The sequence below is a fragment of the Geobacter sp. PheSNFMC genome (genome assembly GCF_059620965.1).
The window spans coordinates 1-13260 of the sequence record NZ_JCAMRN010000002.1; the positions used below are offsets into that span (position 1 = coordinate 1).

The 13260-nt window shown below is 59.3% G+C and carries 10 protein-coding genes and 1 other RNA gene; 1 reads left to right on the plus strand and 10 read right to left on the minus strand.

Annotation, left to right across the window (positions count from 1 at the left end; all coding sequences use genetic code 11):
* Window positions 1-3: 3 nt before the first annotated feature.
* From ssrA to AC6CDK_RS00550, 10 genes are all read right to left on the minus strand, one after another.
* Window positions 4-360, minus strand: a transfer-messenger RNA (tmRNA) gene (gene ssrA / locus AC6CDK_RS00505).
* Window positions 361-373: 13 nt separating this feature from the next.
* Window positions 374-835: an SsrA-binding protein SmpB gene (gene smpB / locus AC6CDK_RS00510; RefSeq protein WP_010942353.1), complete on the minus strand. Its 462-nt coding sequence runs from the start codon at window positions 833-835 to the stop codon at window positions 374-376.
* Between the two features lie 77 nt (window positions 836-912).
* On the minus strand, window positions 913-2175 hold the full coding sequence (locus AC6CDK_RS00515) for an amidohydrolase family protein (protein ID WP_039644797.1): 1263 nt from the start codon (window positions 2173-2175) through the stop codon (window positions 913-915).
* A gap of 60 nt (window positions 2176-2235) precedes the next feature.
* Entirely contained in the window at window positions 2236-3894 is a 1659-nt protein-coding gene (panP, locus tag AC6CDK_RS00520) for a pyridoxal-dependent aspartate 1-decarboxylase PanP (RefSeq protein WP_066357433.1), read from the minus strand.
* Window positions 3895-3949: 55 nt separating this feature from the next.
* Complete coding sequence (gene panC, locus AC6CDK_RS00525; protein ID WP_066358331.1) at window positions 3950-4801, minus strand: pantoate--beta-alanine ligase; 852 nt, start codon at window positions 4799-4801, stop codon at window positions 3950-3952.
* A 1-nt stretch (window position 4802) separates the two neighbouring features.
* A complete protein-coding gene (gene panB, locus AC6CDK_RS00530) occupies window positions 4803-5606 on the minus strand; it encodes a 3-methyl-2-oxobutanoate hydroxymethyltransferase (protein ID WP_039644803.1) in 804 nt (267 codons plus the stop codon).
* A gap of 242 nt (window positions 5607-5848) precedes the next feature.
* Window positions 5849-7840: a methyl-accepting chemotaxis protein gene (locus tag AC6CDK_RS00535; RefSeq protein ID WP_066357435.1), complete on the minus strand. Its 1992-nt coding sequence runs from the start codon at window positions 7838-7840 to the stop codon at window positions 5849-5851.
* 163 nt (window positions 7841-8003) lie between these two features.
* On the minus strand, window positions 8004-9095 hold the full coding sequence (locus AC6CDK_RS00540; RefSeq protein WP_066357437.1) for a 6-phosphofructokinase: 1092 nt from the start codon (window positions 9093-9095) through the stop codon (window positions 8004-8006).
* Window positions 9096-9133: 38 nt separating this feature from the next.
* Window positions 9134-10090, minus strand: a complete 957-nt coding sequence (locus AC6CDK_RS00545; RefSeq protein ID WP_039644809.1) for an ROK family protein — start codon at window positions 10088-10090, stop codon at window positions 9134-9136.
* Window positions 10087-10575 (minus strand): HIT family protein, encoded by a 489-nt coding sequence (locus AC6CDK_RS00550; protein WP_039644811.1) that lies wholly within the window; start codon window positions 10573-10575, stop codon window positions 10087-10089. The genes AC6CDK_RS00545 and AC6CDK_RS00550 overlap by 4 nt, the downstream gene beginning before the upstream one ends.
* A 290-nt stretch (window positions 10576-10865) precedes the next feature.
* Here AC6CDK_RS00550 and AC6CDK_RS00555 point away from each other — a divergent pair, with 290 nt between their 5' ends.
* Window positions 10866-13124, plus strand: a complete 2259-nt coding sequence (locus AC6CDK_RS00555; protein WP_039644813.1) for an NADP-dependent malic enzyme — start codon at window positions 10866-10868, stop codon at window positions 13122-13124.
* Window positions 13125-13260 lie beyond the last annotated feature (136 nt).

Genomic DNA, 13260 nt, shown 5'->3' on the forward strand with positions numbered 1-13260 from the left:
AAATGGTGGAGGTGGCGGGAATCGAACCCGCGTCCGAAGATCATACACTGAAGGCGTCTACATGCTTATGCCAGGATTTAATTTAGCCGCCCGACTCTCCCCTGGCAGGGATTTCCGGGAAGCGATTCCACTAAGGTTTCGCCTTGGGGCCGTGGACCCTCCCCTCAACTATCCCACTAAAAATGACGATCCATCTTCACCCGTGGGAGAGGCTCAGCGGATCGGTAGCAGGTTATTAAGCTGCTACAGCGTAGTCGTAATTATCGGCGTGTAATTCGCCCCGGGCTTTTTAACGAGGCCAGCCCGGACCTCGGCATGCAACCATCAGCTTCCTATCCCCGTCGAAACCTGTACACCCCCTTGTAAACTCTGTTCAGTGACTCTTGCTCTTTTCTCTGAGGGCCTGGGCCATCTCCCTCGACTGGTCTTTCTTCTTCATGTCTTCCCGCTTGTCATAGAGCTTCTTGCCCTTGGCAAGTCCCAACTCGACCTTGGCGAGGCCATTCTTGAAGTAGAGGCGCAACGGAACAACCGAGTATCCCTTTTCGCGGATCTTGCCGAAGAGCTTTTCGATCTCTTTCTTATGCATCAGGAGCTTGCGCAGCCTGTCAGGATCGTGGTTCTCCCGGTTGCCGAACGCGTAGGGATTGATGTGGAGATTGTGCAGAAAGATTTCACCATTACGGATCAAGGCAAAGGAGTCGTTGAGGTTTGCCTTGCCGTCGCGCAGGGATTTCACCTCGGTCCCCTTCAGCACCATTCCCGCTTCAAAACGCTCTTCTATGAAGAAATCGTGAAACGCTTTCTTGTTATTGCAGATCAGCTTTTCTCCCATGCAAATGATACTAGCAGATATGGTGAAATCATTGCAAGGAGTAAAAAGGACTGTGATTGTCCGTTACTTGATGGGGTTTAGCGGTGCTCTGGCCGGTCGGTGAATCTGCCGGACAGAATCACATGGATAAGCTCCCCGTTGCCGATAACGGCTTCGTGGAGCCCCTCGCCGGTGCTCTGTGGATCCGGGAGTTTAATGACGAGCAGGTCGGCACGCTTGCCCTTCTCAAGGGACCCTGCCCAGTCGGCAAGAGCGAGTTGTCGCGCCGGACCGAGGGTCGCCATGGCAAGGACCTCCGACGGGGTGAAGACGTCCGGGAAGAGATCGAGGAGGTAGCGCATTTCGTCCCACAGGGAGAGGGAATCGTTGCTGGCCAGCGAGTCGGTGCCCAAGGAAAGAGGAATGCCGAGCTTTTTCAAAAAGGCGACAGGTGCGCGCCCCACGGCAAGCTTCTCATTGCTCCGGGGGCAAAGCACAATGCCGATGCCGCGCTTGGCAAGGGTTTCGGCATCCGACGGCGTAAGATGAACGCAATGGACCGCCGACATGTCGCCACCGAGCACGCCGAGGCCGTCGAGCCAGGCGGTTGCGGTAGCACGTCTCGGGGCGGGGAGGTACGACTCCCACCTGACGTGGGGATAGAGCAGCTCAGCGATATTCCCGGTCGAATCGAAGAAGAAATCACTCTCCTCCCGGGATTCGGCCAGATGGATGATGCGCGGCACGTTGTGTTTTTCCGCAAGCCGGCGGACATCCTGATGGAGCTGTTCGGAAACGGTGTGGGGGGCATGGGGCGAGAGGCCCGGCAGAAAGTCTCCGGCGGGAAAAGAAGCCACGGCAGTGCCAAGCTCCGAGATGAGCTCGGCGCTGCGGACCGGATCGTGGCCGATGGCCTCGAAGAAGAGCCGCCCCGCCAGGCCGGAGCCGGCATACAGAGGGAGGAGCGACCGGTCGGTGAGAATTTCGCCGATGGACGTGGTCCCCGCTTCAAGGCAGATACGCAGCCCTTCCCGTACGGAAAGTTCCAGTTCCTGCCGCGTCAGGGCCCGGCGGATTTTGATTACCTGGATGATCCAGTCCACATACGTCCGGGGCGAGTAGTCGATTCCCTTGCGGATTTTCCATGACGGGAAGTGGGTAAGCTCCAGATGGGTATGGGCGTTGACGAGGCCGGGAAGAATGGCGCAGCCCGGAAAGTCGTGAACAGGACAGCCGTACCGGGCGCGGAGCTCGGCGAGCGTGCCCGTATCAACTATCCGGCCATTGTCCACGGCTAGCGCGCCGCCGGCGACGGGGGGCGATGAAATGGGCACAAGGTATGAGGCGGCGTAGAGCTCCATCGGACTGATCCTCGCTTAGTCAATCATCCCGCTCGGCAGCACAAACAGAACGTCATGCTTCTACCATGAGGCGGCTTTTGCCAGACCGGTACAGAGCTCTTCCACCTGCTGCAGCACTGCCTGAATCTCCGGCAATTGCACGAGTTCACACTGCTCCGCCAGTACGGACTCCAGAATCTCGTTGGTTGTCAGCGGGTTGGCCAGGACGACGCGCAACACGGTGAGTTCCCGGTCATGGTGCGCCACATGCAGCCGTGTCCGGGAGACAAAGGTTTTCCCGGCTTCGCGCTGGAATTTCTGCAGCAACTGGCAGACCTGATCGAGGAGCGCATTGATATCGGCGCGTTCCCGGTCCGTCACGTCGTGCAAGGTCTGCTGAACGGCGGCCGGGCAGTAGCGGTACGTGAGGATATTCAGTTCCGGTTCGCTGATCAGTTCGAAATCGGGATGCTGCCTGATCATGTCGGCAAAGGTGCGAGCACGTTCGATCCCCATGTCGATCAGCAGTTCGTACCCTTTGCGTCCAATGATCGAGAAACCGGCATGTACCAGCATCGCCTTCCCCGGCCGTGATCCCTCCAGGGTATGGCTGCCCAGATCCTTGGAACCGTGGCGCAGGATGTAGTTGGCGTGATGCTCGATGGCTGACAGGGCGGTGGGATCCTTGAAGACGACCATTCCCGCCCCCATGGGCACATAGAGCTGCTTGTGCCCGTCAATGGTGACCGAGTCGGCCCGCTCGATACCCTTGAGCAGGGAGCGGTGGCGATCGGAAAAAAGGGTCGGTCCACCCCAGGCGGCGTCCACATGGAAATGACAGCCAAGTTCCTGGGCAAGATCGGCCATCGCCTCCAGAGGGTCCACGTTGCCGGTTTCGGTGGTTCCGGCGATGCCGACCAGCGCCAGCGGGAGCGTGTTCCGGTCTTGGAGGCGCCGGCACTCTTCTCTCAGTGCCTTGAGGTCGATGCGGTTGTTCGCTTCGGTTTTCACCTTGACCAGATCGTCCCGGCCGATGCCGAGCAGGTCGGCCGCCTTTCCCAGGGAGTAGTGCCCCCGTTCGGAGACGAGCACGGCAATGCCGTCCGCGCCGCGATGCTTGAGCGCACGGGCCAGCCCCTCCCGGGCAATGCCGCGAAATGCTCCGTTCGGGGCAAACAGACGGTTGCGTGCCACCCACAGGGCCGTGATATTGGCGATGGTACCGCCGGAGCAGAAGGCACCCAGGGCATGCCGGCTGTTATGAATCCATGATGGGTAGAAGTCTTCGTCGCGGCGATACACCAGATGATGGAGCATGGCGAGGACCTGCCGTTCCATCGGCGTAAAGGCCTTGGATGTCTCCACCTTGACCACGTTCTGGTTGAGGGCGGTCATAAGACGCGCCAGCGGCAGCATGAAGTACGGGAGCGCCGAGGTCATGTGCCCGACGAACGCCGGCGAGGCGGTATGAACCGAGTGGGCGACGAGGTTCTCTTTGACGAATTCGGTGTATTCGGAAACGTAGGTAGGTTCTTCCGGAATGGCGAAGGAGGAAAAATTCGCTTCGATATCTTCCAGATCGCGCTCGATGGCAACGATATGGGTCTGCAGGAAGCCGGTGACATCGCCGGATATGGCCTGATCGATGGCACCGAGGGTCGAATCGGGTGCTTCAGGCACGGTGAAGATCCGGTAGAGGTTCTCAAGGCTGGCACGAGCTGCGTCACGATTTTTCGGCATGGTTCGCTTCATCCTCTGGGCAGGCAGTGGTCAGGCTGCCCGCAGGCACGGACAACTACTGCTCCTCACCCAGAACGCAGTTGTCGATCAGCCTCGTTGTTCCCATCTTCACGGCCAGGGCGAGAAGTGTCTTTTCATTGGCCGTTTCCACCGCCTCAAGGGTTTCACTGTCACGGAAATCAGCATAGTCGATGGCGGCGCCAGGTACTTCGGTGATTATCCGCAGCACCTTTTCGCGCAGGCGCGCGACGCTCCGCTCGCCATGGGTGAACAGGTTTCGTGCGGCGGCAAGGGACCGATTGAGGCAGAGGGCGTTGGTGCGCTCCTGCGGCCCCAGGTAGGCGTTGCGGGAGCTCATTGCCAATCCGTCCGGCTCGCGGATAATGGGCATGCCCACGATGCTCAGATCCATGTTCAGATCCGCAACCATCCGGCGGATTACGGCCAGTTGTTGGAAGTCCTTCTTGCCGAAAAACGCCGTGTGGGGCATGACGATATTGAAGAGCTTGGCCACGACGGTGGTCACCCCGCGGAAGTGTCCCGGACGGCTCGCTCCGCAGAGAGGAAGCGTCACCTTTTCCACATCGACATAGGTCTGGAATCCGGCAGGGTACATGTCATCGGCCCGGGGGGCGAAGATCACGTCCGCCCCGGCCGCTGCGGCAACCTGCCGGTCCCGCTCCAGGTCGCGGGGGTACGTGGTGAAATCCTCGCTGGGGCCGAACTGGGTCGGGTTGACAAAGATGCTCACCACCAGGATGTCCGCGCGGGTGCGCCCCTCGCGCATGAGCGAGGCGTGACCGTCGTGGAGATAGCCCATGGTGGGGACCAGGGCAATGGTTTTCCCCGACCGCCGGGCGTTGCGGGAAAACGCCTGCATGTCGGCAACAGAATCTATGATGCGCATGTCAGTTGAATGAATGCCCCTCGGTGGGGAATTCCCCTTTCTTGACTTCGGAAATGTAGGACGCGACCGCGTCGGAAATGAGCGTACGGGCGTCGCCATAGCGTTTGACGAATTTGGGAGAGTATTTCTCGCACAGGCCGAGGATGTCGTGGATGACGAGGACCTGGCCGTCGCAGTGGGGACCGGCACCGATGCCGATGGTGGGAATGGAGAGTTCTGCGGTGATGCGGCCGGCGAGCGTGAGCGGAATCCCTTCCAGGACCACGGCAAAGGCTCCCGCTTCCTGGACCGCGAGGGCGTCTTCCAGCAATCGCTGGGCCTGCTCCTCCTTCTTGCCCTGCACCTTGTAGCCCCCCATCCGGTGAATCGATTGGGGGGTAAGTCCGATGTGGGCCATGACCGGGATGTCCATGTCGGCGATGGCCCTGATGGTGTCCGTCACGTGGGCTCCGCCCTCCAGCTTCACCGCTTCGGCTCCCCCCTCCTTGACCAGGCGTCCGGCGTTGATGCGGGCATCGCGCAGATCGGTCTGGTAGGAGAGAAACGGCATATCCGTAACCACCAGTGCCTTGGGTCTGGCCCGGGTAACGGCGCGGGTGTGATAGAGCATGTCGTCCACGGTAACCGGCAGGGTGTTGTCGTGGCCGGCAAAGACGACGCCGACCGAGTCTCCCACCAGGATCATGTCGATGCCGCATTCATCCATGATGCGGGTAAAGGGATAGTCGTAGCTGGTGAGGACGGTTATCTTCTCGCCCGTCGCCTTCATTTTCTGGATATCGAGGATGGTTTTCGCGCGGTTCACCGTGGTTGTCCCCTGTCAAATAACAAATGCGCCACCGGGGTCCGGAGGCGCACGAAAACGACCATGGAAGGGAATGCTCACCCATCCTCGTCGGTGCGGCTATCGCCTTCCGTCCCGGTTCAGTCGTGAATCCAGGCAGTATATCCGTAAAAAAGGATGACGGCTCCACCTGGGTTGCGGGCCGTCATCAGAATACTGCACGAATACTACAAATAACGTGGTTTTGTCCAGAACTATTTAAATCAACTGGCGATCTTCTTCATCAATTCGAGCTCTTTTACCACCTCGCCGCTCTCCTCGCGCCGGACTTCCATGTCCTCGAAGATTCGCGTTACCATCTCGCCGACCGCCTCCACCGATTTCTTGATCTCCGACCCGTCCTCGACCTGCTTGACCGTTGCCCTCACCATCTCCTGGGCCATCTCCTTGATGGTGTCAACGGAGCGGACAATGCTCATGGCGGCATCGGACTGTTCCTTGGAGGCCTTGTAGATCTGCGTGCTCATGCTGCTCACGTTCTCGATGGAGTTGGTGACCAACTGGACGCTGCGCGCCTGCTCCTCGGTGGCGGTCTTGATCTCGTGGGTCATGTCCATGGAGCGGGTGGAGCTCTCGTGAATGACCTGAAGCGACTGCCCCATGATGCCGCCCAACTCGACCCCTCGCTGGACCAAGTCCTTGGAGGCGGTTATGTTCTGGGCCGCGGAGCGGGATTCCCGCATGATTTCCTCGATAATGCCGGTAATCTCCCCGGTGGACTGGCCGGTCTGGAGCGACAGGTTGCGGATCTCGTCGGCCACGACGCCGAAGCTCTTGCCGTACTCTCCCGCCTGGGCCGCGATGATGGACGCGTTCAGTGCCAGGAGGTTGGTTCGCTTGGTGATGTCGTTGATCACGCCGACAATGCTTTCGATCTTGCCGCTGTTCTCGGAAAGGCGCTTCATGGCCTCGAAGGACTGGTCAACCGAACGCTGGATCTCGTCCAGGGCCTGGATGGTCTCATCCACCACGGCCCGGCCGCTGTCGGCCTTTTCCTTGACCGTGCTCGATACCTGGTGCGAGATGGCGGCGCTCTGCTCCACGTTCTTGATGGAAGAGTTCAGCTCCTCCATGGCCGACACCGACTTGTCGATGGACTCCGACAGGTAGTCGATGTTCCGCGTTACCTGCTCAATGGCCACATAGATATTGCTCACGGCGGAACTCGTCTCATCCACCGCCGAGAGAACGCTCTCGGACGCTGAAGCGATGTGGGCGGTGCCGTCGGCCACGGAGTTGACCGCTTCCTTCAGGTTGACCACGTAGCGGGAGTAATGATCGCGGTTCTTGAGCAGATCGGCAAAGGTGGTTTCCAGTTCCGACGTCAGCGTCCCGATAGCCTTGAGCAGGTTGATGCGGACAATCGCCGACGAGGCTTGGTCGGCAAAGAGCTTGATGGTGTCCACGTCCGTATCGTTGAGCGAACGGCGGCTCGAACGGTTGTCCACGGCGAAAACACCGATGGCTTCCCCCTTGACGACGATGGGGCAGATCACGAAGCTTTTGGATCTGAGGGCCCTGATGGCGTCAAAGGGGGGCTGGAGCCGGAAATCCGTCGGATAGGCGCTGATGTCGTCGATCATGTAGAGCTGGCGGTCGGTAAAACACTTGCTGATCACCCCACCCCGTTGATCCAGGGGCAGCGAAACGCCGGCGAGGTTGAAGTCAGAGGTGCCCACGGCTGCCACGAACGAAAGCGAGGCCCGCGCGGCATCCGCCATGAGAATGTTGACCCGCTCGTAGCCGAGAACATCGTGGAGTCCCTCGGCGCACAGCCGCAGGACCTCGTCCACGTCAATGGATTTCTGAATCTTGCTGCTGATCTGGTGAAAATTCTTGATGTTGTTGTCGAGAATCCGATAGCGGTTTTCAAATATTTCCTTTTGCGACGCGACTTCCTGATGCAGCAGGTTCAGTTCGGCGGCGCGCTTGTGCAGTTCGTCGCTCGTCTTTCCGATATGGTGCCCCACCACGGCCAGGACAAGGGCAGTGCCCATTCCCATGTACGTATAGAGGGCTACTTGGTAGGTTGACCGGGTAATATCGGAGAATACCTGCCCCAGGAGGGGCTGGCCGGGGTCGGAAAAGAAAATGAGGCGGATAAAGGTCCAGGCAATGGGAGCGCCGATTCCCAGCGCACAGCCGAGAACCCCGTACAGGCTGCTCCTGTTTTTGAATACAGCACCGGATTCCATGTGGATATCCCTCCATTGTGCGCATTACCCGGCAACGGGCGGCATCGAGCCGGCCATGCCGATGGTTCGGCTCGGATGCATTACGTATTACATCGGCGGTAAAAAGGATTTCTTAAGAAAAAACGAGTGCACTCTATATCGCGGTCCGGTCGATGTCAACTCCCTACCGCCGCCCCACCACGATGCCGAGCTCTTCTGCCGCAGTCACCATCTGGCCGCCGGGGTTCACCAGTTTCAGCTTCCGCACCGCCCTTTCGATGGATACCGATTTGATGTCGCGGCCGCGCAGGCAGACCATCCGTCCATACTGTTCCTGTTCGATGAGCTCTACGGCGGCAACGCCGAAGCGGCTTCCGAGGCAGCGATCAAAGGTAGATGGCGAACCGCCCCGCTGAAGATGGCCCAGGACCATGACGCGAACATCCATGTCGAGACAGTCCCCCAGTTGCCGGGCCACGTATTGGCCGACCCCTCCGAGCCGCTCAATGGTGTTCGTTTCATCGGCCCGTTTCTGCACGACCCGGCTGCCGCCGCGCGGGAACGCCCCCTCAGCCACCACGATGATGCTGAAAGCACTTCCCCGTCTACGCCGCTCGTCGACCGCACGGCAGACCGTGCTGATATCGTAGGGTATCTCGGGAATGAGAATCACGTCCGCGCCGCCGCTGATGCCCGATTCGAGCGCGATCCAGCCGGCATAGCGTCCCATGACCTCCATGATCATGACCCGGTGGTGGCTCTCGGCCGTGGAGTGAAGCTTGTCCAGGGCATCGGTTGCGGTTTCCAGGGCGGTGTTGTAACCGAAGGTGACATCGGTCTCCATCAGATCGTTGTCAATGGTCTTCGGCACGCCCACAACGGGAATTCCTTTGTTCATGAGCTCTAGGGCGATCTTGAGCGAGCCGTCCCCCCCAACTGCCACAAGTGCGTCGATCCCCTGATTTTTGATGTTCGCGACCACCTCGTCCGACACGTCGGTTAAAACGATTTTACCATTCACTTCAACAGGATATGAAAAAGGATTGCCACGGTTCGACGTGCCGAGGATGGTTCCGCCGCGGGGAAGTATCCCGCGTACCTCATTGAGGCCGAGCGGTACGATTCTGTTGTTGTAGAGCAGGCCGTCGAATCCGTCCCTGATACCGACCACTTCCCAGCCGCGCCGGATAATGGAGCTCTTGACAACTCCCCTGATCACCGCATTGAGCCCCGGGCAGTCTCCGCCTCCGGTCAGTATGCCTATTTTACGCGCCATGATTCCTCCCCGTCGTTGATCACTATGCAAACGCACTCTCAGATATCGAATTCATCCCGCGCCAGCGCAGCGCTTCCCAGAAGCCCTCCGTCATCGCCCAACGCGCCACGGACCACCGCGAGCCGCTCGGCCGGAATCGGAAAGGCCCGGGCACGAACCTCCCGCTCAATGGAGTTCCTGATCAGATCAAAGCTTGCCGCGACACCTCCCCCAACGATCAGTGCCTCCAGGTTGAGTACGTTGGCCATTGATGCCGTTGCCATGCCCACATAGCGTCCCGCCTCGGCGAAAAATTCCGCTGCTGCCCCATCCCCTTCCTGGGCGAGGCGGGCAAGGTCCTGGGTCGTGAGCCGCGCCGCAGACCCGTCGGCCGGCATATATAGCCCCGCAATCATGGCGTTTCGCGCGGCTGAGGCTATGGCCGTGGCAGAGGCATATTGCTCGAGGCAACCCCGGTTGCCGCAGGGACAAGGCGTACCCTGGGGCTCGACCGTCACATGGCCGAACTCGCCGGCCACGCCGTCGATACCGGTCCACAGCCGTCCGTTCAGGACGAGCCCTCCCCCGACGCCCGTGCCGAGGGTAACCATCAGGAACGAGTCGAACTCGCGGCCTGCGCCGAAGGATTTCTCGCCGTACGCGGTGGCATTGACATCGTTGGCTATCGTTGCCGGCAGGCCGCTGATGCGTTCCAGGTCGTGGCGGAGATTGATGCTGTCAATGGCTGGAAGATTCACCGATACGTGAATATGCCCGTCATTGGCCACAAGCCCCGGCACGCCGGCACCCACGGCCACGATGCGAAATCCCGCCTGAACCGCATGCTCTCTGAGAATGCCTACCCCTTGGGCGAGTTTGTCGTAAAAGGCGGCTCTCCCCTCATGGATATCGGTCTTCTGCCTGTAGCGGAAATGAATCGTTCCCGCTGCATCCACGAGCCCCATCCGCAGATTGGTCCCGCCGATATCCATGCCGATGAACGCCGGGCGGATCATGGAGTCTCCCGGGGAAACAGGGGTGCCAAGCGATCCCAGGCAGCCAGAAGCCCTTCCGGCACTATCCGCAGATCCGCTACGACCCCCATGAAATTCGTGTCGCCGTTCCAGCGGGGCACCACGTGGATGTGGAGATGGTCGTCAACTCCGGCCCCGGCCGCTTTCCCCAGATTGATGCCGATATTGTAGCCATTGGGGCTGGCCGCATCCTGGAGGATGGAGCGACAAAGCCGGACCGTGCGGAACAGATCGAGCATTTCCGCTTCGGACAGGGAATCCATGTCTGCGGTATGGCGCAGAGGGGCCACCATGAGATGACCATTGGTGTAGGGGTAGCGATTCAGCATCACGAGAGATAACGGTGTTCTGTGAAGGATGAGCCGATCCCGGTCGCTGGCCTGTCCGTTAGTGGGACAGAAAATGCATCCGGCGGGTTTTTCATCCACGAGGTATTCCATGCGCCAGGGCGCCCAGACACGTTCCACGACGGGTCCTCCCTTTGGGAGCCTGAAGCTCCCGGTCGATTTTCCCCGGGATTATCCGTGAAAATGCTCTAAATTACAAGCATGCCACGCCTCTTCAGTGTCCACACAGAAATAGAATGATTTTTTAGTATAGCTGTAATTATCCCTTGACAAAGCATTGAACCTAAGAATAAGGTTGTTTAATTTCAATAAAAACGCGGGCGATAAAACCGTGTTGGTCTCGCAGCGACATACCAGAACAAATTTTAGCATTACTAAAACGTACCTATCGCGAAAGGAGCGAACACCACATGAGAAAAAAGCAGGACGCCCTTGATTATCACTCCATAGGAAGAAAAGGCAAGATCGAGGTAATTCCGTCAAAACCATGCCTTACCCAGCGCGATCTCTCCCTTGCCTACTCACCCGGCGTAGCCGAGCCTTGTCTTGAAATCGAAAAGAACCCCGAAGATGTCTATACATATACCGCCAAGGGAAACCTGGTGGCTGTGCTGTCAAACGGCACGGCCGTGCTCGGTCTCGGTGACATCGGCGCCTTGGCCGGCAAGCCGGTCATGGAGGGTAAAGGTGTTCTCTTCAAGCGTTTTGCCGATATAGATGTCTTCGACATCGAAGTGGACACCAAGGACGCTGACGAAATAATCAGAGTCTGCCAGTTGCTGGAACCGACCTTCGGCGGCATCAACCTTGAGGACATCAAGGCCCCGGAATGCTTTTACATCGAGGAAAAGCTCAAGGAGACCATGAACATTCCGGTCTTCCACGATGATCAGCACGGCACCGCCATCATCTCCGGCGCAGCCCTCATCAATGCCCTTGAACTGGTCGGAAAGAAGATCGAAAACATCAAGATCGTGGTCAACGGCGCCGGTGCCTCCGGCATCGCCTGCGCCCAGATGGCGGTTGAACTTGGTGCGCGGAAGGAAAACATCATCCTCTGCGACACCAAGGGTGTCATCTACAAGGGACGTACCGCCGGCATGAACGAGTACAAGGAGCGCTTCGCCGTTGAAACCGAAGACCGCACCCTGGAAGATGCCTTCAAAAACGCCGACGTGGCCTACGGCCTCTCCAGCAAGGGTGCCTTCACCCCCGAAATGGTCCGGGACATGGCGCCCAACCCGATTATCTTCGCCATGGCCAATCCCGATCCAGAAATCACCCCCGAGGAGGTGGCGGCAGTCCGTGCCGACGCCATCATGGCAACCGGTCGTTCCGACTATCCCAACCAGGTGAACAACGTTCTGGGTTTCCCCTTCATCTTCCGTGGCGCACTCGATGTGAGGGCCACCACCATCAACGAGACCATGAAGAAGGCGTGCGTGCTCGCCCTGGCCGAACTTGCCAAGGAAGACTGCCCGGACTCGGTCTGTCGGGCGTACGGCAACAAAAAATTCGCCTACGGACGCGAGTACATCATTCCGAAACCCTTTGACCCCCGGGCGCTCCTGAGGGTGGCGCCTGCCGTTGCCAGGGCTGCCATGGAATCGGGGGTTGCCCGCCAGCCCATCGCCGACATGGAAAAGTATGTGGAGCACCTGGAAACGCTCCAGGGCAAGGCCAAGGAGACTCTACGCCTCATCATCAACAAGGCGAAGACCGATCCCAAGCGGGTCGTTCTCCCCGAGGGAGAGAATGAAAAGATCCTCCGGGCCGCACAGGTGATGATCGAGGAGGGGATCGCCTATCCGATCCTTCTGGGCAATCGGGAGGAGATCCGCAAAAAGATCGAGGAGCTCAACCTTGACCTTAATGGCGGCGTCACCATCATTGACCCGGACGACAGCCCCGACACCGAGCGCTACTCCCAGGCCCTGTTCGAGCAGCGGCAGCGGAAAGGGATCACCCTGTCCGAGGCCCGCCGCATGATCCGGCGCCGGGGCCGCACCTATTTCGGCTGCGAGATGGTCTGCCACGGCGATGCGGACGCCCTGCTCTCGGGGATCGATGCCCATTACCCAGACATCATTCGCCCTGCCCTTGAAGTGATCGGCAAGCAGGAAGGGCTTTCCAGCGTCCACGGGCTGTATCTGATGGTCTTCAAGCGGGGAATCTTCCTGCTGGCCGATACCACGGTCTGCATCGAGCCCACCGCGGAGGAACTGGCCGAAACCGCCATACTGGCGGCCGAGAAGGCGCGGCTTCTGGATCTCGACCCGCGCATCGCCATGCTTTCCTTCTCCAACTTCGGTTCCGTCAATCATCCCCAGGCGCTCAAGTGCAAGCGGGCGGTGGAGATCGTCAAGCAGCGGGCGCCCGAACTGATGATCGACGGCGAGATGCAGGCCGACACCGCCGTGGTGCCCGACATTCTGGAGGCCCACTATCCTTTTGCCACTCTCAAGGGGGGGGCAAATGTCCTTATTTTCCCCGACCTGAACTCGGGCAACATCAGCTACAAGCTCCTTACCCGCCTCGGCGGCGCCGATGCGATCGGGCCGATTCTCATGGGGATGAAAAAACCGGTACACGTGCTGCAGCGCGGCGACGACGTCATGGATATCGTCAACATGGCAGCCATTGCCGTTGTCGACGCGCAAAACAACTAAGCGCCAACATATGGAAATGACAAAGGGGGCCCTCGGCCCCCTTTTTTTGTCGCAAAATCCGAAAGGTAAACGAGAAATCGGGTTGTCACGGCCTTAGGGAAAAAGGTAGAATGACCACGTACCACATCCATTCCGC

Excerpts from the sequence above, each read along its gene's own strand:
- panP (WP_066357433.1), bottom strand. The coding sequence starts at position 3,894 with ATGCCGAAAAATCGTGACGCAGCTCGTGCCAGCCTTGAGAACCTCTAC.
- AC6CDK_RS00545 (WP_039644809.1), bottom strand. The coding sequence starts at position 10,090 with ATGATCCGCCCGGCGTTCATCGGCATGGATATCGGCGGGACCAATCTG.
- smpB (WP_010942353.1), bottom strand. The coding sequence starts at position 835 with ATGGGAGAAAAGCTGATCTGCAATAACAAGAAAGCGTTTCACGATTTC.
- AC6CDK_RS00555 (WP_039644813.1), top strand. The coding sequence starts at position 10,866 with ATGAGAAAAAAGCAGGACGCCCTTGATTATCACTCCATAGGAAGAAAA.
- AC6CDK_RS00515 (WP_039644797.1), bottom strand. The coding sequence starts at position 2,175 with ATGGAGCTCTACGCCGCCTCATACCTTGTGCCCATTTCATCGCCCCCC.
- AC6CDK_RS00540 (WP_066357437.1), bottom strand. The coding sequence starts at position 9,095 with ATGGCGCGTAAAATAGGCATACTGACCGGAGGCGGAGACTGCCCGGGG.
- panC (WP_066358331.1), bottom strand. The coding sequence starts at position 4,801 with ATGCGCATCATAGATTCTGTTGCCGACATGCAGGCGTTTTCCCGCAAC.
- AC6CDK_RS00535 (WP_066357435.1), bottom strand. The coding sequence starts at position 7,840 with ATGGAATCCGGTGCTGTATTCAAAAACAGGAGCAGCCTGTACGGGGTT.